23 protein-coding genes are annotated in these 26,913 nt (G+C 73.8%); 10 read left to right on the top strand and 13 right to left on the bottom strand.

The window, feature by feature from the left end; translation table 11 throughout:
• Positions 1-1,835 (top strand): hypothetical protein (locus FHL79_RS13810; protein ID WP_246080767.1); only part of this gene is annotated, 1,835 nt, incomplete at its 5' end.
• Here the strand turns inward: FHL79_RS13810 and FHL79_RS13805 are convergent.
• Positions 1,832-2,428, bottom strand: coding sequence for an SACE_7040 family transcriptional regulator (locus FHL79_RS13805; RefSeq protein WP_138759165.1), 597 nt, complete (start codon positions 2,426-2,428; stop codon positions 1,832-1,834). The genes FHL79_RS13810 and FHL79_RS13805 overlap by 4 nt on opposite strands.
• A 62-nt stretch (positions 2,429-2,490) precedes the next feature.
• Here FHL79_RS13805 and FHL79_RS13800 point away from each other — a divergent pair, with 62 nt between their 5' ends.
• A complete protein-coding gene (locus FHL79_RS13800) occupies positions 2,491-4,104 on the top strand; it encodes a carboxyl transferase domain-containing protein (RefSeq protein ID WP_138759164.1) in 1,614 nt (537 codons plus the stop codon).
• A gap of 43 nt (positions 4,105-4,147) precedes the next feature.
• Here FHL79_RS13800 and FHL79_RS13795 read toward each other — a convergent pair whose 3' ends face one another.
• Positions 4,148-4,672, bottom strand: coding sequence for a ferritin (locus FHL79_RS13795; RefSeq protein ID WP_138759163.1), 525 nt, complete (start codon positions 4,670-4,672; stop codon positions 4,148-4,150).
• A gap of 98 nt (positions 4,673-4,770) precedes the next feature.
• Here FHL79_RS13795 and FHL79_RS13790 point away from each other — a divergent pair, with 98 nt between their 5' ends.
• From FHL79_RS13790 to FHL79_RS13780, 3 genes are read left to right on the top strand one after another with little or no spacing between them, the layout of a single operon-like run.
• A complete protein-coding gene (locus FHL79_RS13790; protein WP_138759162.1) occupies positions 4,771-4,956 on the top strand; it encodes a hypothetical protein in 186 nt (61 codons plus the stop codon).
• Positions 4,957-5,011: 55 nt separating this feature from the next.
• Positions 5,012-7,003 (top strand): acetyl/propionyl/methylcrotonyl-CoA carboxylase subunit alpha, encoded by a 1,992-nt coding sequence (locus tag FHL79_RS13785; RefSeq protein WP_138759161.1) that lies wholly within the window; start codon positions 5,012-5,014, stop codon positions 7,001-7,003.
• Positions 7,004-7,005: 2 nt separating this feature from the next.
• Positions 7,006-8,160: an acyl-CoA dehydrogenase family protein gene (locus FHL79_RS13780; RefSeq protein WP_138759160.1), complete on the top strand. Its 1,155-nt coding sequence runs from the start codon at positions 7,006-7,008 to the stop codon at positions 8,158-8,160.
• A 53-nt stretch (positions 8,161-8,213) separates the two neighbouring features.
• On the opposite strand, the gene FHL79_RS13775 is transcribed toward FHL79_RS13780, so the two are convergent.
• The 7 genes from FHL79_RS13775 to FHL79_RS13745 form a co-directional block, all read right to left on the bottom strand.
• Positions 8,214-9,227 (bottom strand): NADPH:quinone reductase, encoded by a 1,014-nt coding sequence (locus tag FHL79_RS13775; RefSeq protein ID WP_138759159.1) that lies wholly within the window; start codon positions 9,225-9,227, stop codon positions 8,214-8,216.
• Between the two features lie 118 nt (positions 9,228-9,345).
• On the bottom strand, positions 9,346-9,675 hold the full coding sequence (locus tag FHL79_RS13770; protein ID WP_246080769.1) for a WhiB family transcriptional regulator: 330 nt from the start codon (positions 9,673-9,675) through the stop codon (positions 9,346-9,348).
• Positions 9,676-10,071: 396 nt separating this feature from the next.
• Positions 10,072-11,754 (bottom strand): DUF885 domain-containing protein, encoded by a 1,683-nt coding sequence (locus tag FHL79_RS13765; protein ID WP_138759157.1) that lies wholly within the window; start codon positions 11,752-11,754, stop codon positions 10,072-10,074.
• Positions 11,755-11,795: 41 nt separating this feature from the next.
• Positions 11,796-12,245, bottom strand: a complete 450-nt coding sequence (locus tag FHL79_RS13760) for a cupin domain-containing protein (protein WP_138759156.1) — start codon at positions 12,243-12,245, stop codon at positions 11,796-11,798.
• A 160-nt stretch (positions 12,246-12,405) separates the two neighbouring features.
• Positions 12,406-13,407, bottom strand: a complete 1,002-nt coding sequence (locus FHL79_RS13755) for an ABC transporter permease (protein ID WP_138759155.1) — start codon at positions 13,405-13,407, stop codon at positions 12,406-12,408.
• Positions 13,404-14,957, bottom strand: a complete 1,554-nt coding sequence (locus FHL79_RS13750) for a sugar ABC transporter ATP-binding protein (protein ID WP_138759154.1) — start codon at positions 14,955-14,957, stop codon at positions 13,404-13,406. The genes FHL79_RS13755 and FHL79_RS13750 overlap by 4 nt, the downstream gene beginning before the upstream one ends.
• A gap of 26 nt (positions 14,958-14,983) precedes the next feature.
• Positions 14,984-15,952 (bottom strand): ABC transporter substrate-binding protein, encoded by a 969-nt coding sequence (locus tag FHL79_RS13745; RefSeq protein ID WP_138759153.1) that lies wholly within the window; start codon positions 15,950-15,952, stop codon positions 14,984-14,986.
• 215 nt (positions 15,953-16,167) lie between these two features.
• On the opposite strand from FHL79_RS13745, the gene FHL79_RS13740 reads away from it, so the two are divergent.
• Positions 16,168-16,326 carry a hypothetical protein gene (locus tag FHL79_RS13740; protein WP_179966094.1) on the top strand — a complete coding sequence of 53 codons (159 nt, stop codon included), beginning with the start codon at positions 16,168-16,170 and terminating at the stop codon, positions 16,324-16,326.
• Positions 16,327-16,398: 72 nt separating this feature from the next.
• Positions 16,399-17,250 (top strand): SRPBCC family protein, encoded by an 852-nt coding sequence (locus tag FHL79_RS13735; protein ID WP_138759152.1) that lies wholly within the window; start codon positions 16,399-16,401, stop codon positions 17,248-17,250.
• A gap of 58 nt (positions 17,251-17,308) precedes the next feature.
• On the opposite strand, the gene FHL79_RS13730 is transcribed toward FHL79_RS13735, so the two are convergent.
• The gene (locus FHL79_RS13730) at positions 17,309-19,291 is read right to left on the bottom strand and encodes an alpha-amylase family protein (RefSeq protein ID WP_138759151.1); all 1,983 of its coding nucleotides are present in this window, start codon (positions 19,289-19,291) and stop codon (positions 17,309-17,311) included.
• A gap of 140 nt (positions 19,292-19,431) precedes the next feature.
• Between FHL79_RS13730 and FHL79_RS13725 the strand changes: the two genes are divergently transcribed.
• The gene (locus FHL79_RS13725) at positions 19,432-19,845 is read left to right on the top strand and encodes a nuclear transport factor 2 family protein (protein WP_138759150.1); all 414 of its coding nucleotides are present in this window, start codon (positions 19,432-19,434) and stop codon (positions 19,843-19,845) included.
• Between the two features lie 130 nt (positions 19,846-19,975).
• Here the strand turns inward: FHL79_RS13725 and FHL79_RS13720 are convergent, their stop codons facing one another.
• From FHL79_RS13720 to FHL79_RS13710, 3 genes are all read right to left on the bottom strand, one after another.
• A complete protein-coding gene (locus FHL79_RS13720) occupies positions 19,976-21,217 on the bottom strand; it encodes a polyhydroxyalkanoate depolymerase (protein ID WP_138759149.1) in 1,242 nt (413 codons plus the stop codon).
• A gap of 103 nt (positions 21,218-21,320) precedes the next feature.
• Positions 21,321-23,915, bottom strand: coding sequence for a bifunctional FO biosynthesis protein CofGH (locus FHL79_RS13715; protein WP_246080765.1), 2,595 nt, complete (start codon positions 23,913-23,915; stop codon positions 21,321-21,323).
• Positions 23,916-24,003: 88 nt separating this feature from the next.
• Complete coding sequence (locus tag FHL79_RS13710) at positions 24,004-24,516, bottom strand: flavin reductase family protein (protein WP_138759147.1); 513 nt, start codon at positions 24,514-24,516, stop codon at positions 24,004-24,006.
• A gap of 35 nt (positions 24,517-24,551) precedes the next feature.
• Here FHL79_RS13710 and FHL79_RS13705 point away from each other — a divergent pair, with 35 nt between their 5' ends.
• The gene (locus FHL79_RS13705; RefSeq protein WP_171058160.1) at positions 24,552-25,973 is read left to right on the top strand and encodes a dihydrolipoyl dehydrogenase family protein; all 1,422 of its coding nucleotides are present in this window, start codon (positions 24,552-24,554) and stop codon (positions 25,971-25,973) included.
• 30 nt (positions 25,974-26,003) lie between these two features.
• A complete protein-coding gene (locus FHL79_RS13700; RefSeq protein WP_218938463.1) occupies positions 26,004-26,903 on the top strand; it encodes an NAD(+)/NADH kinase in 900 nt (299 codons plus the stop codon).
• Positions 26,904-26,913 lie beyond the last annotated feature (10 nt).

Genomic DNA, 26,913 nt, shown 5'->3' with positions numbered 1-26,913 from the left:
CCCCTGGAGAGCCCGTGCTGATCCTCACGCCGACGCCGTTGCAGACGGCCGCCGAGCGTGCGTTCTTCGCCGAGCTGGCCGGCTGGGACACCGGCAGCGGTGTGCGCGGTGCCGTGGTGGCCTCGCTGCCGGTGGTCGAGGGGCCGATGGGGCGCCGGCAGGCCGACGCGGTGCTGTTCGTGCCCGAGGGTGTGGCCGTGGTCCGGGTGGTTGAGGTCCAGCGGAACTCCGGCGTGGTCACCGCCCACGCCGACGGCGCCTGGACCATCGGCCCCGGCGACGGGCCCGGCGACGTCCTGCAGCTCGACGGCGGTGGCTCCACCCCGCTCGAGGGCCTGATGAGCGCCGGCATGCACGCCGCCGTGACGCTGCGCAAGGCCGGCCTGGAGCCCGGTCGGATCGCCCGGCTCACCGTGCTCACCGGCCCGGTGACCGGTCTGCTGCCCGCCGACGGTGACCTGGGGGAGGGCGACCAGGTCGCGCTGGTCGAGCCGAGCTCGCTGCTGCTGGGCGTGGCCCGGGCCGCCCGCTACGCGGGCACCGACAACCCCCGGCTCTGGACGACGGCCGACGTGCGCGCCGCCGTCGAGGCCCTCGGCGTGGCCGGCCGCACCCCCACGGTCGAGGAGCTCAACGGCGAGGGCTTCCCGTACTCGCCCTACGTGCTCCGCCGACCCGACCTGCTGACCCCTGCCGCGCTGAACGCCTCACCGAGCCGGGTCGCCGCCGTCCCGCTGACCGGCGCGGGGGTCGACCGGGTGGCCCCGGCCGGGCCGCTGGTCGACCCGGCCGCCGCGGCCCGGGTCGCAGCGGCGGCGGTCCAGGCGCAGGAGGAGGCCGAGCGGGCCGCCCCCGGGCCGACGCCCGCATCGACGCCTGCTCCCGAGCCGGTGCCGGCTGCGGTCGCCCGTCCCGCCGCGCCGGCGCCGTACCAGCCCACCGTGCCGGTGGAGCTGCGCTCGGTCCGCTCCAGGGACACCATGGCGCTGACCGGCGAGCCCGCGACCGCCGTGGCCGGTGGGCCGGGCGTCGTCGAGCCGCGTCCGGCGGCCGAGGACACCGGGGGCATCGGTGGGTTGTTCGGCGAGGACGGGACCGTCGCCGTCGCCCCGTCCCGGCCGCGCGAGCTGCCACCGGAGCTGCGGCCCCGGCCGCTGGTCGGCGCCCCGCCGCCGGGCGGCAGCTCGGCCGCGGACGCCGGGGCGCCGGACCGGCGTCGCACGCTCGTGGTCGTGGCCGCGGCGCTCGTGCTGCTGCTCGTCGTGGCCGGCATCGGGATCTGGGCGCTGGGCAGCGGCGACGCCGACGCCGACGCCGACCGGCCGGCGGAGACGACCAGCGCGCCCGCCCCGACCTCGGCCCCGGCCGGCCCCGCGGTGGGCACGACCGAGGTGGTCAACGGCACCACCTTCACGCTGCGGGCGGTCGAGGTCGACGACACCTGCCGGGGGCACGCCTACGACGCCGTCGCCGCGTTCTTCGCCAGCTCCGACTGCACCGGCCTGCGCCGGTCGCTGTGGTCGGCCGACGCCGGTGGGCAGCCCGCCGTCGTCTCGCTGTCCCGGGTGACCATGCCCGACGTCGCCAACGCGCAGGCGCTGCGCTCGTTGGCCGACACCGACGGCAGCGGCAACGTCAACGACCTGCTCCGCGAGGGCGTCGGCTACGACGGCGGACCGGCCAAGCTCTCCGGCGCCCAGTACGCCAGCGCCCAGCAGGACACCACGGTGACGATCGTGGAGACCTCCTGGACCGGCGGCGCCGGCACCTCCTCGGCGCTGGACGCGCTGGCCAGCTCCGCTCTGTCCCTGCCGGACGCCGCCGGTTCCGACTAGGCGGTCGCGGCGGCGATCGCCATGTCGGCGAGCAGTGCGGCCATCGTCGGGCGGGCCAGCCGCCCCGCGCTGTGCGGGGTGGAGTTGATCAGGCCGAACACCGCGTGGGCGCGCGCCCGGCAGGCCGCCGTCGACGCGTCCGGGTGCACCCGGACGAGGACGGCGACCCACTCCTCGACGTAGCTCCGCTGCAGCTGGCGCACCCGGCGGGCGTCGGGGTCGCTCAGCGCCCCCAGGTCGCGGTCCTGCACGGTGATCAGCGCGGGGTTGTCCAGCGCGAAGTCGACGTGGAAGTCGACCAGCGCGCGCAGCTGGGCGGCGGGGGAGTCGCCGGCCGCGGCGATCCGCTCGGTGCCGCCGGCCAGCAGCCGCTCGCTGATCCGCAGCAGCATCTCGGCGAGCATCGCGTCCTTGCTCGCGAAGTGCCGGTAGATGGCCGGGCCGGTGACGCCGACGGCCGCGCCGACGTCGTCCACGCCGACCGCGCGCGACCCGCGCTCGGCGAACAGCTGGGCCGCGGCGCGCAGGATCTGCTCCCGCCGCGAGGGGTTCGCCGCGTCGCTGTGCAGCGCGCTGTCCGGCGGGGACGTCACGGACAGAGGTTAACGGCAGTTCACACTGGACCGACAGTGTGAACGGTGGTTAACCTCACCCCGTGGACGCACCGGTGCTCTCCAGTGCCCCGCCGGCGGACCCGGCGGCGGCCGCGCGCAATGCCGCGCACCACGCCGCGCTGGCCGGCGGGCTGGCCGACGAGCTGGCCCGGGTGGCGCTCGGCGGTGGGGAGCGGGCCCGCGAGCGGCACGTCTCCCGCGGCAAGCTGCTGCCCCGCGAGCGCGTGGACGCGCTGCTGGACCCGGGCAGCCCGTTCCTCGAGCTGTCCCCGCTGGCCGCGCACGGTCTCTACGACGGCGACGCGCCGGCCGCCGGCATCATCACCGGCATCGGCCGGGTGTCCGGGCGCGAGGTCGTCGTCGTCGCGAACGACGCCACCGTCAAGGGCGGCACCTACTACCCGATGACGGTGAAGAAGCACCTGCGCGCCCAGGAGGTGGCGCTCCAGAACCGACTGCCCTGCGTCTACCTGGTCGACTCCGGCGGCGCCTTCCTCCCGCTGCAGGACGAGGTCTTCCCCGACCGCGACCACTTCGGCCGGATCTTCTTCAACCAGGCCAACCTGTCCAAGGCCGGGATCGCGCAGGTCGCCGCCGTCCTCGGTTCGTGCACCGCCGGCGGCGCCTACGTGCCGGCGATGAGTGACGAGGCGGTCATCGTCCGCGGCCAGGGCACGATCTTCCTGGGCGGCCCGCCGCTGGTGAAGGCGGCGACGGGGGAGGAGGTCACCGCCGAGGACCTCGGCGGCGGCGAGCTGCACTCCCGGGTCAGCGGGGTGACCGACCACCTGGCCGAGGACGACGCGCACGCGCTGCAGATCGTCCGGCAGATCGTCGGCACGCTGGGCCCGCGGGAGGCCCGGCCGTGGGACGTCGAGCCGGTCGAGGAGCCGCGGTACGACCCTGCCTCGGTCTACGAGGTGGTCCCCACCGACACCCGCACGCCCTACGACGTCCGCGAGGTCATCGCCCGGCTGGTCGACGGCAGCCGGTTCGCCGAGTTCAAGCCGCTCTACGGGCAGACGCTGGTGACCGGCTTCGCCCGGCTGCACGGCCACCCGGTCGGGATCATCGCCAACAACGGCGTGCTGTTCAGCGAGTCCGCGCTCAAGGGCGCGCACTTCATCGAGCTCTGCGACCGCCGGAAGATCCCGCTGCTGTTCCTGCAGAACATCTCCGGGTTCATGGTCGGCCGCGACTACGAGGCCGGCGGCATCGCCAAGCACGGCGCCAAGATGGTCACCGCCGTCGCCACCGCCCGGGTGCCCAAGCTGACCGTCGTGATCGGTGGCTCGTTCGGCGCCGGCAACTACTCGATGTGCGGCCGGGCGTACTCGCCGCGGTTCCTGTTCACCTGGCCGAACTCGCGCATCTCGGTGATGGGCGGGGAGCAGGCGGCCAGCGTGCTGGCCACCGTCCGCCGCGACGGGTTCGAGGCCCGCGGGCAGGAGTGGTCGGTCGCGGACGAGGAGGCGTTCAAGGCGCCGATCCGCGACCAGTACGAGGACCAGGGCCACCCGTTCCACGCCACCGCCCGGCTCTGGGACGACGGGGTCATCGACCCGGCCCGGACCCGGACCGTGCTCGGGCTCGCGCTGTCCGCGTGCGCCAACGCCCCGTTGGAGGAGGTCGGCTATGGCGTCTTCCGCATGTGACGTCGTCCCTGAGGGCCATGGTGGCCACCATGGCCCTCAGGACTCAGACGCCGGCGATCCGCGGCGCGGTCGGGTCGACGCCCTCGGGGACGGTCTCCCGCTTGACGTAGTCCTCGATCTGCTCGACGTCGTGGGCGGAGCGGCGGACGACGGCCAGCAGGTCGCTCATCTTGCTGACCTCCTCGACCTGCTCCTTGATGAACCACTGCATGAACTGGTCGGAGGAGTAGTCGTTCTCCCGTCGCGCGATGCCGATGAGCTCGTTGATCTGCTGGGTGACCCGCTTCTCCTGCTCCAGCGCGAGCGAGACCGGCCCGACCACGTCCTGGAACCTGGTGACCGGGCCGACGACGCCGGGGATGGCCACGGGCGCGTCGGCGTCGAGCAGGTAACGGACCATCATCATCGCGTGGTTGCGCTCCTCGACCGCCTGGTCGAAGAAGAGCTGCGCCATCTGCGGCATGGTCAGCTCGTCGAAGTACACCGCGATGGCGATGTACTGGTGGTGCGCGGCGAACTCGTGGCCGATCTGCTCGTTGAGCTTCTCGACGAAGGCGTCGGCGGCCATGGGTGCTCCTCGGTGCGGTGGGACGACGTCCTCGGAACCGTAGCGGGCGACACGCCCGCCACCTCGACGGGTGGGGAAGGCATGGCTAACCTCACCGCGTGGGGAAGCCGGCCAAGATGCCCAAGAAGAAGTGCTGCGAGGACAAGCCGCGCTGCGGCCGCTGTCCGCTGCGCGCGCTCGCCGAGGGCAACCTCCCGCCCGGGTACACCGTCAAGAAGCGCCGGCTGGTCAAGGTCGGCAAGGCCGACCTCGTCCTCGCGAAGAGCACCCGCAAGGCAGCCTGACCGCACCCCCCGGGGCAGAAGTGGCCACTCCTGCCCTCGTGGGAGGTGGTGAGCGGTGTTCGAGACCGTCCTGGTCGCCAACCGTGGCGAGATCGCCGTCCGGGTCATCCGCACCCTGCGGCGGATGGGCATCCGCTCGGTCGCGGTGCACAGCGACGCCGACACCGGCGCGCTGCACACCCGACTGGCCGACGTCGCCGTGCCGATCGGCCCGGCGCCGGCCGCGCAGAGCTACCTGTCCATCGAGCGGGTGCTGGACGCCGCCCTCCGCACCGGCGCGCAGGCCGTCCACCCCGGGTACGGCTTCCTCTCCGAGAACGTCGACTTCGCCCGGGCCTGCGCCGCCGCCGGCATCGTGTTCATCGGGCCCCCGGTCGACGCGATCGAGGCGATGGGCGACAAGATCCGGGCCAAGCAGACCGTGGCGGCGGCCGGTGTGCCCGTCGTCCCGGGCCGGACCGAACCGGGCATGGACGACGACGCGGTCGCGCTCGCCGCGGTCGAGGTCGGCTTCCCGGTGCTGCTCAAGCCCAGCGCGGGCGGCGGCGGCAAGGGCATGCGGGTGGTGCGCGGCCCCGATGAGCTCGCCGAGCAGATCGCCGGCGCCCGCCGCGAGGCCCGCGGCTCCTTCGGCGACGACACCCTGCTGGTCGAGCGGTACCTCGGGAACTCCCGGCACATCGAGGTGCAGGTCTTCGGCGACGCGCACGGCACCGTGATCCACCTCGGGGAACGCGAGTGCAGCCTGCAGCGCCGGCACCAGAAGGTCATCGAGGAGGCGCCCTCACCGCTGCTGACCACCGATATGCGGGCCCGGATGGGCGGCGCGGCGGTCGAGGCGGCCCGCGCGGTCGGCTACACCGGCGCCGGCACGGTCGAGTTCATCGTCGACGCCGACAGCCCGGGGGACTTCTTCTTCCTGGAGATGAACACCCGGCTGCAGGTCGAGCACCCGGTCACCGAGTGCGTCACCGGGCTGGACCTGGTGGAGCTGCAGGTCCGGGTCGCGGCGGGGGAGCGGCTGCCGATCGGGCAGAGCGACGTCGTCCTGGACGGGCACGCCATCGAGGCCCGGGTCTACGCCGAGGACCCGGTCCGCGGGTTCCTGCCGCAGGCCGGGGACGTCGTCGGGCTGCTCGAGCCGACCGGCCCGGGGATCCGGGTCGACAGCTCGCTGCGGGTGGGCGGGGTCGTCGGCACCGACTACGACCCGATGCTGGCCAAGGTCATCGCCTGGGGGCCGGACCGGGAGACCGCCCGGGCGCGGCTGGTGACGGCGCTGGCCGGCACCGCCGTCCTCGGCGTGGCCACCAACACCACGTTCCTGCGCGACCTGCTGAACGACCCCGACGTCGTCGCGGGCCGGCTGGACACCGGGCTGATCGAGCGGCGGGGTGCGGCGCTGACGCAGCTCCAGCCGCCCCCGCCGCACGTCTACGCGTCCGCGGCGCTGGCCCTGCTGCTCGAGGGCGAGCCGACCCGGGCCGCCGACCCGTGGGACGACACCTCCGGCTGGCGGCTGGGGGAGGCGGCCTGGACGGTCCGGCGGCTGCAGGCGCCCGGCGGGCAGCCGGTGACCGTCCGCGTCCGCGGCCGGGCCGCCGCGGCCCAGGTGCAGGTGGCGGACGGGGCGCCGATGGCCGCCCGGGTCCGCCGGGACGACGACCTGCTCGCCGTGACCCTGGACGACGTGACCACCCACGTCACCGTGGTGCACGCCGCGGGCACCGTCTGGCTCGCCGTCGACGGCCACGTCGCGGCGCTGCGCGAGCACGAGCGGCTGGCGCCCCCGGACGCCGCGGCCGGGACCGACGGCTCGGTGACCGCCCCGATGCCCGGGACGGTGACCGTGGTGCAGGTGTCCCTCGGAGACGAGGTCGCAGCGGGGACCCCGCTGCTCGTCGTCGAGGCGATGAAGATGGAGCACGTGCTGACCGCCCCGGTCGCGGGGACGGTCACCGAGCTCCCGGTGACGGCCGGCCACCAGGTCCGGCTGGACGAGCGGGTGGCCGTGGTGACCCCACCGGCGCCCGGCGGGGAGGAGTAGACGTGCTGGACTACCGGCTCGACGAGGAGACCGAGGCGCTGCGGAAGGTGGTCCGCGAGTTCGCCCTCGAGGTCGTGGCCCCGCAGATCGGCGGGTTCTACGAGCGCGACGAGTTCCCGACCGACATCGTGCGGCAGATGGGGGAGCTCGGGCTGTTCGGCCTGCCGTTCCCCGAGGAGTACGGCGGCTCGGGCGGGGACTACTTCACCCTGTGCGTCGCCCTGGAGGAGCTCGCCCGGGTGGACAGCTCCGTGGCGATCACCCTGGAGGCCGGCGTCTCCCTCGGTGCCATGCCGATCTTCCGGTTCGGCACCGAGGAGCAGAAGCAGCAGTGGCTGCCCCGGCTGTGCGCCGGGGAGGCACTGGGGGCGTTCGGGCTCACCGAGCCTGGTGGCGGCTCGGACGCCGGCGCCACCCGGACCACCGCCCGGCTCGAGGACGGCGAGTGGGTGATCAACGGCTCGAAGGCGTTCATCACCAACTCCGGCACCGAGCTGACCGAGCTGGTCATCGTCACCGCGGTCACCGGCACGAAGCCGGACGGGAAGAAGGAGATCTCCGCGATCGCCGTCCCGTCGGGCACCGAGGGCTTCGCCGTCGGCAAGCGGTACTCCAAGGTGGGCTGGAACGCCTCGGACACCCGCGAGCTCGCCTTCACCGACGTCCGGGTGCCCGAGGCGAACCTGGTGGGGGAGCGCGGCCGCGGCTACGCGCAGTTCCTGTCGATCCTGGACGAGGGGCGGATCGCCATCTCCGCACTCGCCGTCGGGCTGGCCCAGGGCTGCGTGGACGAGAGCGTCAAGTACGCCGCGGAGCGGGAGGCGTTCGGTCAGCCGATCGGCCGCAACCAGGCGGTGCAGTTCATGATCGCCGACATGGAGGTGCGTGCCTCCACCGCGCGACTGGCCTACTACCGGGCCGCGGAGAAGATGCTGCGCGGTGAGCCGTTCCGGCGGGAGGCGTCGATCGCCAAGCTGTACAGCTCGGAGATGGCGATGGAGAACGCGCGCTACGCCGCCCAGGTGCACGGCGGGTACGGGTTCATGAACGAGTTCCCGGTCGGCCGGTTCTACCGGGACGCGAAGATCCTGGAGATCGGCGAGGGCACCAGCGAGGTGCAGCGGATGCTCATCGCCCGCTCCCTCGGCGTCGGCTGACGGGTGGAGTCCCAGCGTTCGGGAAGTGATGCGCTGGGACTCCATCAGCTCCCTCAGCTCGTGACGTCGATGAGGACCTTGCCGACGGCGCCGTCCTGGACGGCCTGGTGGGCGGCGGCGGTCTCGGCCAGCGGGAAGACGTGCAGCGGCAGCCCGGCGTCCTCGCCGACCCGGACGGCGCCGTCGAGCACCGCGGCGTTGACGTCCTCGACGCCGAGCTCCTTGGCCCGCCGGGGCTCGGTGTAGACCAGCACGAACTGCCAGCGCGCGTTCGGGGCCATCTGGGCACGCACCGGGATGGTCACCTCGGCGCCGCCGTCGTCGGCGTACATCGCGATCGAGCCGTACATCCCGACGACCTGCGCGTCGACGGCGGCGTTGCTGGCGGCGGAGACCTCGACGATGGCGTCGACGCCGTGCGGGGCGATCTTCCTGACCTCGGCGACGACGTCCTGCTGCCGGTAGTCGACGACGTGGTCCGCGCCGGCCTTCGCGGCCAGCTGTGCCTTGGCCGGCCCGCTGACGGTCGTGATGACGGTGGCGTCGGCCCAGCGGGCGAGCTGGATCGCGGCGTTGCCGACCGCGCCCGCCCCGCCCTGGACCAGCACGGTGCGGCCGGTGAGGGTTCCGGGGCCGATCCGGTCGGGCAGCGACTCGGCGACGGTCAGGCAGCGGTGGGCGGTCAGGAACGGGATGCCGAGGCTGGCACCGAGCTCGAACGACGGGTCCGGGCCCAGCAGCACGGTCTGGCGGGCCGGGACGACGGTGTACTCGGCCGCCGTGCCGTGCGGCCGCTGCCAGGCGGCCTCCCAGATCCACACCCGCTCGCCGACGAGCACCGGGTCGACGCCCTCGCCGACGGAGTCGACGGTGCCGGAGCCGTCCTGGTCGGGCACCTGCCCGCCGGGGCCGGGCTGGGTCTTGCTGCGGGACTTCCAGTCGGTGGGGTTCACGCCGGAGAAGGCCAGGCGCACCCGGACCTCACCGGGACCGGGTTCGGGGGTGGGGCGGTTCCCGAGTTGAAGGACCTCGGGACCACCGGGCTGGCTGTAGGAGATGGCTCGCACGAGCCCTTCCTACCCTGACTGACCGCGCCTGATCATCGGCGGGCGGCCAGCCGTGGCCCCGTCCAGAGGCTCGCCGCGAGCGTGCGAGGGGTGAGGAGGACGGGGTCCTTCTACTTTCTCAGGAGGCGCGGCGACGGAGCCGGCGACGCTCGCGCTCGGACAGGCCGCCCCAGATGCCGAAGCGCTCGTCGTTGGCCAGCGCGTACTCCAGGCACTCGGTGCGGACCTGGCAGCCGGTGCAGATCTTCTTGGCCTCGCGGGTCGAGCCACCCTTCTCGGGGAAGAACGCCTCGGGGTCGGTCTCGGCGCACAGCGCCTGCTCCTGCCAGCCCTGCTCCTCGGCGTCCATGCCCGGGAAGCCGGCGTCGAACACCGTGGCCAGGCCGAGCACGTCGGTCCCGTAGGTGACCGGCGTGGCCTCCACGGCGGCAGCCCGGTAGTCGTCCATCCATGTCACGTCGGCGATGGTCACGATGCGTCCCCCTGCGTCTCGGTTCGGCGTTCGTCACTCGACGACTGCCGCGGGTCACCGTCGGTGACCTGTTGGGGTGAATTACACGGGTGTCCTGCGGGCGGGTCAAATGTCGTCCGTGTTACGCCGGACCCCAGCAGTCACACCCGCCGCAGACACCTCAGGAGTGCCGCCGAGCAGGCTCGACGCGCCGCGTCAGGCGTCAGGTTCTGCCGACGGTGACGGGTCGGTTCGTCCAGTTCGATCTCGGCCGGACGGGCTCTCCGGACGGCTCCGGGACGCATGGGGCGCGCACCGACCACGGGTGGGATCGATCCCGGACCCGCAGAGCAGTCGGTCGGCCGTCCCGCACCCGGCGGGACGGCCGGGCCGTCACATCCGGGCGAGCTCCGCGGCGAGCGGCGCCAGGCCCAGCGGGCCGAGGTCGAGGACGGCGCGGTGCCAGGCCTTGAGGTCGAAGTCGGCGCCGCCGCGCAGCTGGGCCTGCTCCCGGCAGGTGAGGAAGACCCGCTCACCCACCTTGTAGACCGGCGCCTGGCCCGGCCAGCCCAGGTAGCGGTGCAGCTCGTCGACGCGCATCGCGTCCTCCATGTCCACGTGGGTGCGGAGGAAGGCCAGGGCGACGTCGTAGGTCCACCGCTCACCGGTCGCCCGCCCGGCGGGGATCGGGAGGTCCAGGTGCACGCCGATGTCCAGCACCACCCGGGCCGCGCGCAGCTCCTGGGCGTCGAGCATGCCCAGCCGGTCACCGGGGTCGTCGAGGAACCCGAGCTCGGCCATCAGCCGCTCGGAGTACAGCGCCCAGCCCTCGGCGTGCCCGGAGCAGGCGCAGAGCAGCCGCTGCCAGCGGTTGAGCAGCGCGGCGTTGTGCACCGTCTCGGCGATCTGCAGGTGGTGGCCGGGGACGCCCTCGTGGAAGACCGTCGTCGTCTCCCGCCAGGTGGTCATGTCCGTGACGCCCTCGGGCAGCGACCACCACATCCGGCCGGGCCGGCTGAAGTCCTCGCTGGGGGCCGTGTAGTACACGCCCTCGCCGGAGGTCGGCGTCAGCCGGCCCTCGATCCGGCGGACCGGCCCGGGGATGTCGAAGTGGACGCCGTCCAGCGCGGAGATGGCCCGGTCGGCGGTCTCCTGCAGCCAGGCCTGCAGCGCCTCCCGGCCGCGGACCTGGCGGACCGGGTCGGCGTCCAGCGCGGCGACGGCGCCGGCGACGCCCTGGCCGGGTGCGATCGACTCGGTGACGGCCTCCTTCTCGGCGACGATCCGAGCCAGCTCCTCCCACCCCCAGGCGTAGGTCTCCTCGAGGTCGAGGTCGATCCCGGCGTGGTACCGGGACTCCAGGGCGTAGCGCTCCCGGCCGACCCCGTCGGCCTGGGGTGCTGCGGGCAGCAGGCTCTGCTCGACCCGGTCGGCGAAGCCGAGCAGGGCGCCGGCGGTCTGCTGCGCGGCCCGCTCCAGGTCGCGGGTCAGGCCCGCGGACCCGGCGGGTGCGCCCGCCACCAGCTGGGTGAAGAAGCCGGGCCGGTCGGGCGTGCCGGCCCAGCGGCGGGCGATCTGGGCGCCGAGCCGCACCTGCCGGGCGGCGGAGGTGCGGCCGTGGCCGGCCGCGGACTCCAGCCCGAGGGCGTAGCCGTCCAACGCGGCCGGGAGGGCGGTCAGCCGGCGGGCGATCGTGGCCCAGTCCTGCTCGGTCGCGGTGGGCATCAGGTCGAACGACGAGCGGAACCCCTGGAGGGGGCTGTCGATGGTGTTCAGGTCGGCCTGGGCCCAGCCCGCCTGGTAGCGGGCGAGCTCGGCACCGAGCCGCTCCAGCAGCGCGCTGCGGGCGACCTCGTCGCGGCGGTCGACCGGTTCGATCCGCCTCGCCATGCCGATCACCGACGTCAGCAGCTGGGCGTGCGCGCCGTGCCCGTCGGGGGTGAGGTCGGGCCAGCGGTCGTCGTGCCCGGGCACGCCGATGTAGGTGGCCACCGTCGGCTGCGAGGCGGCGTAGTCCTCGACGAAGCGGTCGGCGAGCTGGTCGAGTTCGGACGGCGGGCGCACGGGCTCACTCACGGCGATCACGCTAGCCCCGGGGCCGAGCCGCCGCTCCCGGGTCAGTCGTCGGCGCCGGGGCCCTCCGGGAGCAGGCCCGGGAGGTTGACCACGATCGCCTCCTGGCTGCTGCGGGCGATCACCACCACCGCCTCCTCGTCGTGCGGGTTCTCCTCGCGGTGCGGCGTGTACGGCGGCACGAAGACGTAGTCACCGGGCCCGGTGGTCAGCCGGACCTCCTCCCCGGCCTGGGCGAAGACGAACTCCGGGTGGCCGCGCAGCACGTGGATGGCGGTCTCGGAGTCGCCGTGGTGGTGGTCGCCGGAGCCGGTGTGCGGTGCCACGTGCGTCTGGCCCATCCACAACCGCTGGGCGCCGACGGTCTGCGCGGACACCGCCTCCCGCCGGGTCATGCCGGTGGTCTGGCCGGTGTCGGCGGAGAGCTGATCGGCGCGCACGTGCCGCAGCGGCTGGTGCCAGTCGTCGGGGAGGTCCTGCTGCGGTCCGGCCACGGTGCGGTCCTCCTCGAGCGACTCAGGTCCCAGGTGCGCCCCCATGATCCAGACCCCCGCGGGACCACGCCAGAGGGAGCCTGCCGGGCTCCCGACGCGCGACGCCCCGCACGGTCGGGACCGTGCGGGGCGTCGGCGGTGGGCTCTCAGGGCAGCACGGTCAACTGGTCGACCGGGCGAACCGCTTCAGGCTGTCCAGTGCGATGGCGATGATGATCACGACGCCCTTGATCATCAGCTGGTAGAAGAAGGGCACGTCCAGCAGCACCAGGCCGTTGGACAGCACGCCGATGATCACCGCACCCACCAGGGTGCCGAAGATGCGGCCGCGGCCGCCGGCCAGGGAGGTGCCGCCCAGCACCACGGCGGCGATCGCGTCCAGTTCGTACCCGGTGCCGGCCGTGGGCTGGGCCGACAGGACCCGCGCGGAGAAGATCAGCCCGGCGACGCCGGCCGCCGCGCCGGCGAGCATGTAGGTCGACAGCAGTACGCGCTTGACGTTGATGCCGGCCAGCCGCGCGGCCTCGATGTTGCCGCCGACGGCGTACACGTGCCGGCCGAACCGGGTGCGCTCCAGCAGGAACCAGAACACCACGTAGACGACCAGCATCACGATCACCGGCTGCGGGATGCCGGCGACGCTGCCGTTGCCGATGCCGCGGAAACCGAGGTCGGTGGCGACCAGCGGCTGACCGTCGAGCATCGAGTAGGCCAGGCCGCGCAGGTAGGTCAGCGAGCCCAGCGTCACGATGAACGCCGGCAGCGCCAGCCAGGCGATCAGCGCGCCGTTGACCGCGCCGCAGAGCGCGCCGACGGCGATGCCGCCCAGCAGGGCCAGCGGCGTCGGCACCCCGTTGGTGGCCAGCAGGACGCCGCCCACCCCGGCCACGGCGAGGATCGAGCCGACCGACAGGTCGATGCCCGCGGTGAGGATGACCACGGTCATCCCCGCCGCGAGGATGGCGTTGATCGACACCGAGCGGGCGACGTTGACCGCGTTGTCGACCGACAGGAAGTTGGGCGCGATCGCCGACATCAGCGCGATCAGCAGCAGCAGGACCAGGAAGATGCCGACCCGGTCCCACCAGTAGGCGACCGGGAACCCGCGCTTCTCCGGCGGCTGGACGGTGGGGTCGGCGGTCGGGGTGGTGCTCGTGCTCATCGGGCGGTCCCAGCGGTCTCGGTCGGGGCGGCGTCCTCTGCGTAGACGCCGGTGGCGTGTTGCATGACGGTCTCCTCGCTCGCCGCGCGGGCGTCGAGGGAGGCCACGATCCGGCCGGCGCGCATCACCAGCAGCTGATCGCTGATGCCGAGCGCCTCGGGCAGGTCGGAGGAGATGACCAGGACGGCGGCGCCGGTCCCGGCGATCTCGTTGATCAGGCGGTAGATCTCGCTCTTCGCGCCGATGTCGACGCCGCGGGTGGGCTCGTCGAGGATCAGCAGCTTGGGCCGTTGCAGCAGCAGCCGGCCGAGCACCAGCTTCTGCTGGTTGCCGCCGGACAGCGCCCGGGACTCCAGCCCCAGCGCGTTGGACCGCACCTTGAGCTGGTCCATCACCCCGCGCACGGCCCGCACCAGCGGTCCGCCGCGGAGCACGCCGACGGTGCTGTGCTCCTTGAGCGTGGACATCGAGATGTTGTCCTTGACCGACAGGTCCAGGAACAGCGCCTGGTCCTTGCGGCTCTCCGGGAGCAGGCCCACCCCGGCGCGCAGCCCCTCGAGCGGGTTGCGCACCTTCAGCGGGGTGCCGTCCAGGGAGACGGTGCCCCCGGTGGCGCGGTCCGCGCCGTAGATGAGCCGGGCGACCTCGGTGCGGCCGGCGCCGATGAGGCCCACCATCCCGACCACCTGGCCGCCGCGGACGTCGAAGGAGACCGGGCCGATCCCGCCCGGCCCGGTCAGGTCGCGCACCGCGAGGCGGACCTCGCCGGCCGGGTGCGGGGTGCGGACGTAGAGGTCGCTGATCTCGCGGCCGACCATCATCCGCACGATGTCACCCGGGCTGGTCCGCTCGGGCCCGACGGTGCGCATGTCCCGGGTGCCGATGAGCTTCCCGTCGCGGAAGACGGTCACCCGGTCGGCCAGTTCCCACACCTCCTCCATGCGGTGGCTGATGTAGATCAGCCCCATGCCCTGGTCGCGCATCGAGCGGATCAGCGCGAACAGCTGCTCGGACTCGGTGCGCGACAGCGAGGCCGTCGGCTCGTCGAGCACGAGCACCTTGGCGTTCTCGGCGACGGCGCGGGCGATCTCGACCATCTGCTGCATGCCGACGCTGAGCCGGCCGATCGGGCGGGTCGGGTCGATGCGCGCGCCGACCCGGGCGAGCTTCTCCCGGGCCTGGGCGACCATCGTCCGGCGGTCCAGGACGCCGAACCGCGCCGGCTCGTTGCCGGTGGCCAGGTTCTCGGCCACCGTCATGTCCGGGATGGTGTTGAGCTCCTGGTGGATGATCGCGACCCCCGCCGTCATGGCGTCGCGCGGCGACGCCATGACAGCGGGGGTCCCGGAGATCCGGATGGTGCCGGTGTCCGGCTGGTAGTTGCCTGAGATGATCTTCATCAGCGTCGACTTGCCGGCGCCGTTCTCGCCCATGAGGGCGTGCACCTCACCCGGCCGGACGTCGAAGCTGACATCGGACAGGGCGAGCGTCGCGCCGAAGCGCTTGCTGATGCCCTCCACCTCGAGCAGCGGAGTCGCGGTCTCGTTCACGAGTTCCTCCTGCCAGCCGGACCAGGTCACCAGCCCTGGTAGTCGGCCACGTTGTCCTTGGTCACGAGGGAGGGCGCCAGCAGGGTCACGCGCTCGGCCGGGTCGTTGCCGGCGACGATGCCCTGACCGACCTCCAACGCCTTGAGGGCCATGCCGCCCGGGTCCTGCGCCGCGCTCGCGGTGAAGTTGGACGAGGGGTCCTCCAGTGCGGTGACCGCCTCGGGCGAGCCGTCGACGCCGACGATCGTCACACCGGTGCGACCGGCCTGCTGGACGGCGAGGTCGGCGCCCAGGGCCTCCGGGTCGTTGATGGCGAAGATGCCCGTGACGTCCTGGTTGGCGGTGAGCATGTCGGTGGTCAGCGAGAGCCCGCTGGCCCGGTCGTTCTTGCCGGCCTGGCGGGCCACCACCTTGACGCCGGTGTTGGCCGCGAGCACCTCCTCGCAGCCCTTCACCCGGTCCTGCGGCGCCGTGGTCGGGGTGCCCTCGACGACGAGGATGTTCCCGCTGCCGCCCAGGGCGTCGACCAGCGCCTGGCAGGACTGCCGGCCGGCCTCCACGTTGTCGGTGGTGACGGCCGCATCGGCGCCCTCGGCGTCGACGTCGACGGCGACCACGGTGATGCCCGCGGCCTGGGCCCGGGCGACGGCCGAGGCGATGCCGCTGCTGTCGACGGCGTTGAGCAGGATCAGGTCCATGCCCTGCTGGATGAAGGTGTCGATCTGGTCGTTCTGGGTGCCCAGGTCCTGACGACCGTCCTGCACGTTCAGGTCGAAGCCCTGGTCCTCGGCGGCGTCCTCCATGCTCTTCTGCATCGAGGCGAAGAACGGGTTGGAGATGTCCTGGAGCATCAGCCCGACCTTGTCCACCTCGCCGTCGCCACCTCCGCCGCCACTGCCACCGGCGTTGTCGCCGTTGCTGCAGGCGCTGAGCGCCACCGCGCTGAGCAGGACCAGGGCCGCGGACGTCTTCCGGGCCCGGAAGTGGGACAGCATCGTGGTTCCTCCGTGGGGACGAGCACTCGGGTGGGTGCGCGGGCGGCGGGGCCCGGGATCGGGGCGCCGCTGTAGCCGGTACAGGGCGCGGCAACATTAGCCCCGCTCAGGAGCAGGAGTGACGCAGGTCCCGTTCTGTGTCGCGCGGGCTCTGCGCGCCCACCTGGGCCGACGTGCCTGGGCGCCGGCCTGCGGGGCATCGTGACCCGCGGCCCGTGGTCACCGGCGGCACGGCGGGCCCCGGACGGCGGGGAGTCGACGGGGCGGCGATCGTCCGGGCCGGGCAGACCCTCCTCCTGCCCCACGAGGCGGGCGACCTGGTGCTGGACGGCGACGTCGAGGCGCTGTGGTGCCGGCCGCCGGCGGCCGCCTGACCTCGTGCATCACCGGGGGACAGCGGGGTAGGGCGCAGGGACGCGAGTGTCCTGCGACGAAGGAGGAAGGCGATGACCACCAAGGTCGAGGAGTCGATCCAGGTCGAGGTGCCGGTCACCACTGCCTACAACCAGTGGACCCAGTTCGAGGAGTTCCCGCACTTCATGGGAGGCGTGAAGGAGGTCCACCAGCTCGGTGACCAGCGGTTGCACTGGGTGGCCGAGATCGCCGGCGTCCGGCGCGAGTGGGACGCCGCCGTCCTCGAGCAGGTGCCCGACCAGAAGGTCGCCTGGGCGGCCACCGGTGGGGCGACGAACGCCGGTGCCGTGCGGTTCACCCCCGCCGGTCCCGGCGCCACGATGGTCCACCTGAGCCTGGAGTACGAGCCCGAGGGCGTCGTCGAGCAGGTCGGCGACAAGCTCGGCGTCGTCGGCCGCCAAGCCCGGTCGGACCTGGAGAGGTTCAAGGCGTTCATCGAGGACGCGGGCTACGAGAGCGGCGCGTGGCGCGGCTCGGTGCAGCACGGGGTCGGCGCCGGTACGCCCGGCGTCGGGGACGCGGCGCTCTCCCGCGGGGACAGCGGCAAGGCCGGCGTGTCGGCGACGAGCGTCGTCGCTGGCGTCGCAGCGGTGGCCGCGGCGGGAGCCGCGGTGGCCGCGGCGAGGAGCGGCTCGGGGTCCGAGCAGCCCCAGCAGGTCGAGTCCGTCCCGCAGCAGCAGCCGACCGGGACCGTTGCGCCGCAGCCGACCACGACCCAGCCGGTGACCGTCGTGGACCAGCCCCCGGCGGACTCGGTGCGGGACGGCGTGCTGATCGAGGAGCACGACGCCGAGGGCTACACCGCGCCGTCCTCCACCGAGGGCGTCGAGTCCACGGTGCGCGGCGACGGGGACGACCCGATGATCGGCGGCGGCAGCCGCTGAGCGCGACGGCCGGTGGAGGCGGCACCGCGCACGCCTCCACCGGCCGGCTGGACCCGGCTCAGGGTTCGGCGTACCAGCCGAAGCCGAGGCCGGGGACGACGAGGCCACGCCCCCGCACCTCGAGCGGGCCGTCGCTGCTCAGCGCCAGCTCGTAGCTGCCGAAGCCGGTGACGGTGTCGGCGTCCACGACCGCCGGCATCGAGGAGAAGTTGGCCAGGCCGACGAAGGAACCGCTGCGCGGGTGCCTGCGCCGCCAGACCAGCACCCGGTCGCTGCCCGCGGTCAGGACGGCGGGCTCCGCCCCGCCGCCGCGCAGGGCCGGGAGCGAGCGGCGCACCTCGCCCATCTCCCGCAGCCCGGTGAACACCCTGCCCTCCAGCGTCCCCGGGTCGTGCCGGCGTCCGACCGCGGTCCAGTCCATCGGCGGTCGGTGCATCCACCGGTTGTCCGGGGCCCGCTCGGGGTCGGCCAGGTAGCCGGCGTCGTTGCGCATGCCGATCTCGTCGCCCATGTAGAGCAGCGGGATGCCGCCGAAGGAAAAGGCGACCGAGTACATCAGCAGCAGCCGGCGGATCCCGCGGTCCAGGGCTGCGTCGTCCTCCTTCTCCAGGGCGGACTCGATGCCGCACAGCGACGCCGCCGTCCCCGAGATCCGGGCGTCGCCGGTGAGCGGGTTCTCCTGGAACAGCGCCCCCCGGGCCGGGGAGTGCGGGAACCGACCGGAGAAGAAGTCGTTGAGGAAGCGCCGGTGCGCATCGCCGTCGGCACCCACGGCGGCGGCATCGGTGTCGCTGACCGCCCAGCCGATGTCGTCGTGCCCGCGCACGTAGGTCACCCAGGTCGCGCCGGTGGGGATCGGCCGCATCCGGCGCAGCGCGGCGATCGCCAGCCGGGCGTCCTGTGCAGCCACGCTGCTCCACAACAGCACCATCAACTGGTTGTGATAGGCCAGCTCGCACTCGGGCCGCTCGCGGTCGTGCGCGCCCAGGTAGGGCACCAGGTCCTCCGGTGCGACGATCGCCTCGGCCTTGAAGACGACCGCCGGGGCGGCGATCCTGGCCAGCGCGTGCAGCAGCTGCACCAGGTCGTGGACCTCGGGCTGGTTCTGGCAGTTGGTGCCCAGCCGCTTCCACATGAACGGGATGGCGTCCATCCGGAACACCTCGACCCCGCGGTTGGCCAGCCAGGTGATCTCGCCGAGCATCGCCAGCGTGACCTCGGGGTTGGCATAGTCCAGGTCCCACTGGTAGCTCCAGAAGGTCGTCCACACCCAGCCGCCGGCCCCGCCGCAGGCCTCGGGCACCCAGCTGAACGAGCCGGGCGCGCGGTCGGGGAACACCTCCGGGATGGTCGCCTCGTAGGCGTCGGGCAGCCGGCGGTCGGGGAAGGCGGTGTAGAAGCCGGCGTACGCCGGGTCGCCGGCCAGCCAGGCCCTCGCCCACGGGTGCCCGTCGGCGGTGTGGTTGAGCACCAGGTCGATGCACAGGCTCATGTCGTGGCGGCGCAGCGCTGCGGCGACCGCCTCGAGCTCGGCCATCGTGCCCAGCCGCGGGTCGACCTGCCGGTGGTCGGCCACGGCGTAGCCACCGTCGTTCTCGCCCTCCCGCGGCCGCAGCAGCGGCATCAGGTGCAGGTAGGTGGTGCCCAGCTCGGCGAGGTGGTCCAGCCGGGCGGGCAGCTGGCCGAGCGTGCCGCAGAACCGGTCGACGTAGCAGACGTAGCCCTGCATGCGCTCGCGCTGGAACCAGTGCGGGTCGATCTCCCGGCGCCGGTCCAGCACCCGCAGCTCCGCCGGCCGCTCGGCGGCGGCCGCGAGGACCAGCCGCAGGGCGCGCGCCAGCAGCTCCTCGGGGTCGCCCCGCTGGCCGTAGAGCGCGACCAACGGGGCGTGCACGTCGACCAGCGCGACGTCGACCCGGGTCAGGAAGGCGTCGGCCTCGGCCGGCCCCAGCGCGGCCACCGCCTCCTCGGCCAGCTGCGGCCGCAACCGCTGCCAGGCCTGCTCGGCGGCGAGGGGGCCGCCCGGGTCGAGCGCAGTCACCGACGTCCCCCAGGCTCCACCTGCGCATCATGCCGCCGCAGGACCGGCGCGGACAGTCGGGGTCGACTGGCACGAACAAGCTTGAGGGTGAGCGCCGACCGGCCTACGCTCGGCTCCCCTCACGGGCTCAGGAGGCGTCCATGACGCGTACAGCCACCGACAACGCCACCCTCATGCACGGCGCCTATGAGGCGTTCGACCGAGGAGACGTGCCAGCCGTGGTCGCCCTGATGGACGACCAGATCGAGTGGAACGAGGCCGAGGGGCATCCCTGGTACCCGGGCCGACCGCTGATCGGACCGCAGCAGGTCGTCGACGAGGTCTTCGTCCCGCTCGCCGAGGCCTACGAGGCGTTCCACGTCCAGCGGGACCGGTGGTTCACCGACGGTGACACCGTGATCGTGCAGTGCCGCTACCGCGCCACGAAGGCGCAGGCCACCGGTCGGCCCCTCGACGCCCAGGCGCTGCACGTGTGGGACCTGCGGGAGGGGAAGGTGATCAGGTTCCAGCAGTACGTGGACACCCGCCAGCTCGCGACGGTGCTGGGGGCCTGAGGGCGGCACCGAGGCAGGGGACCGACGGTGTGCGCGGACGCGCAGGCGGGGCACCGGAACTGCGCGTCGGCGCACACCGTCGGAGTCAGATCAGTTCGAGGGTGGGCGCCCTGCGGCTGACGTCGGGCGGTCAGGCCGGCGAGGCCATCGGCTGGGCCTCGCCTGCCCCGGCGATGAAGTCACGGACCACGGGGTAGACCTCCGCGTCCCAGCGGGAGCCGCTGAACACGCCGTAGTGGCCCACCCCCGGCTGCAGGTGGTGGTGCCTGCGGTCGGCCGGGATGCCGGTGCAGAGGTCGTGGGCGGCCTCGGTCTGCCCGGGGGAGCAGATGTCGTCGTTGGCGCCCTCGACGGTGAGCAGGTCCGTGCCGGAGATGGCCCCGGGGTCGACAGGCGTCCCGCGCCAGGTGAACGTCCCGGTGGCGAGGTCGTTGCTCTGGAAGATGCGCCCGACCGTCTCGAGGTAGAACTCCGCAGGGACGTCCATCACGGCGCCGTACTCGTCGTAGAAGGCGCGGGTGGAGGCAGCTCGTGCGGTCTCGCCGGCCACGAGGTCGCGGTAGAGACGCGCATGGGCGCTCAGGTGCCGCTTGGGGTTCATCGACATGAACGCGGTCAGTTGGACGACGCCGGGGTACACCCGGCGCCCGGCACCGGCGTACCGGGCGGGCACCGTGTCGATGACCCGGCGTTCGAAGGACGACAGCGGCTTGGTCGCGGCCATCGTGTTGATCCGGTTCGGGTTCACCCGGGTGTCGACCGGTCCGGCCATCAGGGTCAGGCTGCGGGGCTGGGCCTCGTCGCCGGCGGCGGCCAGCAGTGCGACGGCCGCGAGCACCGGTACGGCGGGCTGGCAGACGGCGACGACGTGGCAGTCGGGGCCGAGGTGGCGGAGCGCGGCCATGACGTGCTCGATGTACTCGTCCAGCCCGAAGCGGCCGTCCTCGACCGGGACGTCCCGGGCGTTGTGCCAGTCCAGGACGAACACGTCGTGGTCGGACAGCAGGGTGCGGATGGCCGGCCGGATCAGCGTGGTGAAGTGCCCGGACATGGGTCCCACGACGAGCACCCGGGGCTGGCCGGTGACCGACGGCTTCCGGAAGTGCAGGAGCGTGGCGAAGGGCGTCCTCGTCTCCGGGTGCTCGACGACCTCCGCCGACCGGCCGCCGACCGGCACGGAGTCGATGCCGAACGCCGGCCGGTCGTGCGTCGGGCGGGCGTGGGCGACGATGTCGCAGGCTGCCCGGAGGTGCCGGACGCCGGGCGCGACGAGGGGCGCAGGCAGCGCGTCCAGCACCCGCGCGGTCCTCCGGGAGACCGTCACCGCCGGTGAGGTCAGACGGCGTTGGAGTTCGTACGCGGCGTAGAGCATGAGGACCTGCCTGTTGCATCAGGGGAGGCGCAGTGGCGCGCCTCACACCGTCGCACTGTATCCAGGCACCCGAGGAGTACGCGCGGGGCGCACCGGCCGACGCTCAGACCGGGGTGATGGAGAGCGTCAGCGCCCGCCGGCCCGCGTCGGAGCGGGCGGTGGCCATCCGCTCGGCGCTCGGCGTGCCGTACTCCGTCGTCCGCTGCCGGGCGGGCCGGCCGATGCCGGCGGCCATCGCCTCGAGCTCGGCGATCGTCTTCAGCGACCCGTTGCCCGAGCCCGCCATCCGGCTGATCGTCTCCTCCATCAGCGTGCCGCCCAGGTCGTTCGCGCCACCGTTCAGCATCGCCTGCGTGCCGGTGTCGCCGAGCTTGACCCAGGAGGTCTGGACGTTGTCGATCCGGCCGTGCAGCAGCAGCCGGGCGACCGCGTGCACCGCCCGGTTCTCCCGGTTGGTGGGCCCGGGGCGGGCGACGCCGGCCAGGTAGATCGGGGCGTTGTGGTGCACGAAGGGCAGCAGCACGAACTCCCGGAAGCCACCGGTCTCGTCCTGCAGCGCGGCGAGGGTGCGCAGGTGGGCGACCCAGTGGGCGGGGGTGTCGACGTGGCCGTACATCATCGTCGACGTCGTCGGCAGGCCCACCTGGTGCGCGGTGCGGACGATCTCCAGCCAGGCCGCCGCGGGCAGCTTGCCCTTGGTCAACACCCAGCGGACGTCGTCGTCCAGGATCTCCGCCGCCGTGCCGGGCAGGCTGTCGACGCCGGCCTCCTTCGCGGCGGTGAGGAAGTCGCGGTAGGACAACCCCGTGCGGGCGGCGCCGTTGACGACCTCCATCGGGGAGAAGGCGTGCAGGTGGATGTCGGGACGACGGGCCTTCACCTCCCGTGCCAGGTCCAGGTAGGCGGTGCCCGGCAGGTCGGGGTGGATGCCGCCCTGCATGCAGATCTCGGTCGCCCCGCCGGCCCACGCCTCGTCGACCCGGTCACCGACCTGCTGCATCGACAGGGTGAAGGCGTCGGCGTCGGTGCGCCGCTGGGCGAACGCGCAGAACCGGCAGCCGGTGTAGCAGACGTTGGTGAAGTTGATGTTCCGGTTCACCACGTAGGTGACGTCGTCGCCGTTGACCTGCCGGCGGACGTCGTCGGCCAGGGCCGCGAGCGCGTCCAGGTCGGCGCCGTCGGCGCCCAGCAGCGCGAGGTACTCGGCATCGGACAGCCCGGCGGGGTCGGCCTCGGCGTGCCGGAGCGCGGCGTGCACCGCCGGGTCGCCGGGGCGAAGAGCGGTGGAGTGCCCGTCGCGGGCCGAGGTCGTGGCCTCCCGGAGCTCCGCCCAGTCGCCGTAGACGGCGTCGAAGTCGCTGCGCCGGTCGCCGGTGCGCCCGACGGTGTCGACCTCCACGTGCAGCTCGGTGCGGCCGGTCGACGTCCACGCCTCGTCCGGCTCCTGCCAGGGCAGCCCGACCGGCAGCCGGCCTTCCACGGCCAGCCCGTCGGGGCCGGCCAGGGCGGACACGTGCGGGCGCACCCGCGGGTCCAGCCACGGCTCGGGCTGGGTCACGTAGCCGGGCTGGGCGGCCAGCCGCTCGCGCAGGGTGAAGCCGGCCTCGGCGGTCAGCGCGGCGAGCTCGTCGATGTTCGGCCAGGGCCGCTCGGGGTTCACGTGGTCCGGGGTGAGCGGTGAGACCCCGCCCCAGTCGTCGACGCCGGCACGCAGCAGCAGGCCCAGCTCGGTCGAGTCGCTCAGGTTCGGCGGCGCCTGCACCCGCGCGGCCGGCCCGAGCACCAGCCGGCTCACCGCGACGGCGGCCACGTAGTCCTGCAGGCCGAGGTCGTCGTGCGCGGCCATCGCGGTGCGCGGCTTGGCCCGGAAGTTCTGCACGATCACCTCCTGCACGTGCCCGTGCCGGCGCGACAAGGCCTTGATCGCGGCGATCGCCTCGACCCGCTCGGCGTAGTCCTCGCCGATGCCCAGCAGCACGCCGGTGGTGAACGGGACGGCGGAGCGGCCGGCGTCCTCCAGCACCCGTAGCCGGAGCGCGGGCTCCTTGTCCGGGCTGCCGAAGTGCGGGCCGCCGGGCAGCGACCAGAGCCGGGTGGCCGTGGTCTCCAACATCATCCCCATGGAGGCGGTGACCGGCTTGAGCCGCTGGACCTCCTCCCACGACAGGACGCCGGGGTTGAGGTGGGGGAGCAGGCCGGTCTCCTCCAGCACCCGGATCGCCATCGCCCGCAGGTAGCCCAGCGTGGAGTCGAAGCCGTGCGCCTCCAGCCACTGCGCCGCGACCGGCCAGCGGTCCTCCGGCCGGTCGCCGAGGGTGAACAGCGCCTCCTTGCAGCCCAGCGCCGCCCCGGCGCGGGCGATCTCCAGCACCTCGTCCGGCGACAGGAACGGGGCCTTGCCCTCCGCGCGCAACTGGCCGGGCGTCGTCACGAAGGTGCAGTAGTGGCAGCGGTCGCGGCACAGGTGGGTCAGCGGGATGAACACCTTGCGGCTGTAGGTCACCACCCCGGGGCGCCCGGCCGAGGCCAGCCCGGCATCGCGCACCCGGGACGCGGCGATGAGCAGCCGGTCCAGCGGCTCACCCTCGGCCAGCCCGCGGGCGTGCAGCAGCGTCTCGGCCTCGACGGCGTCCAGCGTCACCCCTCGTTCGGCGCGGACCAGGGCGCGGCGCAGGGCGGACTCGGACGGAGCGGGCATGGCGGGCATCGGCTCCGACGCTAACCCCGGGATGTGACGCCCGCGTTCCCCGGGGCCATGTTGGCCAACATTGTCCGGGGGTCGTTCATCAGGGACGGCGGAGGGGGTGGCCGGCTCCGTCGGTCCAGCGGCCGCGCAGCCGCAGCAGCGGGTCGCCCTCGGCGGCGAGCACCGGCACCGACTCGACCGACAGCAGCACCAGCACGTGGCTGCCGGCCTCGACCACCGAGGAGACCCGGCAGTCCAGCGCCGCGAGCGCCCCGTCGAGCGCGATCGCGTCGCTGACCGGCGCCCGCCGCCAGGGCACCGACTCGAGCAGGTGCCGGGCCGAGGGCCGCCCCGCGGAGGAGAACCGGCTGGCCAGGATCGCCTGCCCGGCGCCCAGCACGTTCAGCACGCCGGCCCCGACGGACTGCAGCACCTCGGCCGGGTAGCCGTCGGCGGCCAGCCCGATCGCGACCAGCGGCGGGTCGGCCGAGACGCTCATCAGCGAGGTCACCGTCGTCCCGACGTCGTCGATGTCGTCGCGCACGGTCAGCAGCACCACCCCGGCGGCGTACTGGCGCAGGGCGGCGGCGTACCCGCCCGGATCGACCGGCATGGCGGTCAGTGGAGCACAACGGACAGGATGACCGGGTGACAGACGGAGAGCAGACCTACGACGTCATCGTCCTGGGCGCCGGTTCGACCGGGGAAAACGTCGCCGACATCGCCGTCCGGGGCGGCCTGACCGCCGTCCTGGTGGAGAGCGAACTGGTCGGCGGCGAGTGCTCCTACTGGGCGTGCATGCCCAGCAAGACGCTGCTGCGGGGCAGCGAGGCGATCGCCGCGGCCCGCGCCGTGCGGGGTGCGGCGGAGGCGGTCACCGGCGAGCAGGACGTCGCCGCGACACTGGCCCGGCGCGATGACTTCACCAGCCACTGGGACGACGCCGGGCAGGCGAGCTGGGTCGACGGGGCCGGCATCGCGCTGGTCCGCGGGCACGGCCGGCTGGCGGGGGAGAAGCGGGTCGTGGTCGCCCAGCCCGACGGCACGGAGCTCGTGCTGGTCGCGCGGCACGCGGTCGCGGTCTGCACCGGCTCCCGGGCCGCCGTCCCCCCGGTCGACGGTCTCGCCGAGGTGCAGCCCTGGACGCCCCGGGAGGCGACCAGCGCCAAGGAGGCGCCGGGTCGGCTGCTGGTGCTCGGCGGCGGCTACGTCGGCTGCGAGATGGCCACCGCCTGGCAGCAGCTGGGCGCCTCGGTGACGCTGCTCCAGCACGGCGACCGGGTGCTGCCCGACCTCGAGCCCGCCGCCGGCGACGCGGTCGCCGCCTCGCTGCGCGCGCTCGGCGTCGACGTCCGGCTCGGCACGAGGGTGGACTCCGCGCGGCGGGAGGGCGGTGAGGTGGTGCTCGGCTGCGGCGAGGAGGAGGTCCGCGGCGACGAGGTGCTGGTCGCGACGGGGCGGACGGCGAACTCCGACGCCATCGGCCTGGAGACCGTCGGCCTCGAGCCGGGCGGCTACCTGGAGGTCGACGAGTCGCTGCAGGTGCCGGGCGTGCCGTGGCTGTACGGCGTCGGCGACGTCAACGGTCGGGCGCTGCTCACCCACATGGGCAAGTACCAGGCCCGGCAGGCCGGGCACGCCATCGTGGCGCGCGCCCGCGGCGAGCAGGTCGACCTCGCCGACTGGTCGCCGTCCGTCGCCACCGCCGACCGGCGCGCCACGCCCAGCGTCGTCTTCACCGACCCGCAGGTGGCGGCGGTCGGGCTGACCGCCGCGCAGGCGGAGGAGCAGGGGCTGGCGCACCGGGTGGTCGAGTACCCGATCGGCAGCATCGCCGGTGCCAGCGTCTTCGCCGACGGCTACACCGGGACGGCGATCGCCGTGGTCGACACCGACCGGGAGGTGCTGCTCGGGGTGACCTTCATCGGCCCGGGCGTGGCCGAGCTGCTGCACTCGGCGACCATCGCCGTGGTGGGCGAGGTGCCGATCAGCCGGCTCTGGCACGCCGTCCCCGCCTATCCGACGATCAGCGAGGTGTGGCTGCGCCTGCTCGAGACCTGGCGGGGCTGACCGGTGCACGACGGGAGTCGGATCGGACTGGTGCTGCACCCCGTCCGCAACTGCGGCGGGGCGGTCGGCCAGGTGGTGGCGTGGACGTCGACCCACGACGTCGAGCTGGTCGCCGGCGCCGCCGACGTGGAGCGGCTCGGGCTGCAGGGCGTGACCCCGGTCGACGTCGAGGAGCTCGCCACCGGCGTCGACGGGTTGATCGCGCTCGGCGGGGACGGCACCCTGCTCGGGGCGATGCGGCTGGTGGCGGCCAAGCCGGTGCCGGTGCTGGGCGTCAACTTCGGCCGGCTGGGCTTCCTCACCGAGGTGGAGGCGCGGGAGCTGGACGGGGCGCTGACCGCGATGGCCGAGGGGCGCTCGACGATCGAACCGCGCAGCTGCCTGGTCGTCCGCGGGCCGGGCTGGGAGGCGGTCGCCTTCAACGACGTCGTGCTCGCCCGGGTGCCCGGCCAGGGGCAGGTGGAGGGCGTGCTGTCGGTGTCGGGACGGCGGTACGGCCGGTACCGCTGCGACAGCCTCATCGTGTCCAGCCCGATGGGCTCGACGGCCTACAACTACGCCGCCGGCGGGCCGGTGATGAGCCCCGGCGCGGAGGGCGTGCTGGTCACCCCGTCGGCGCCGATGAGCGGGATCAGCCGCACGGTCATGGTCGGGCCGGCCGAGCCGCTGTCCCTGGAGATCACCGGCGGGCGGCCGGCGATGGAGATCGACGGCGTCTGGTCCGGCGAGTGCGCGGTCGGTGACGTGGTGGAGGTGACGACCCGCCCCGACGCCGGGCTGCTGGTCCGCATCACCGACTCCCGGGCCGCCGACCGCAGCCGGGTGAAGCTGTCCCTGCTGGACCTGCCGCTGCTGCCCGACGAGCTGGTCGAGCTGGTCCCCGACGACCTGCGTCCGCCGCACGCGCCGCAGCCCGCCCCGGCCGACTGAGCGGGGCTGT

This window comes from Modestobacter altitudinis (assembly GCF_005930475.1).
Taxonomy (GTDB): Bacteria; Actinomycetota; Actinomycetes; order Mycobacteriales; family Geodermatophilaceae; genus Modestobacter; species Modestobacter altitudinis.
The sequence above is the reverse complement of the archived record's forward strand: the minus strand, read 5'-3'. Positions and strand labels throughout refer to the sequence as shown.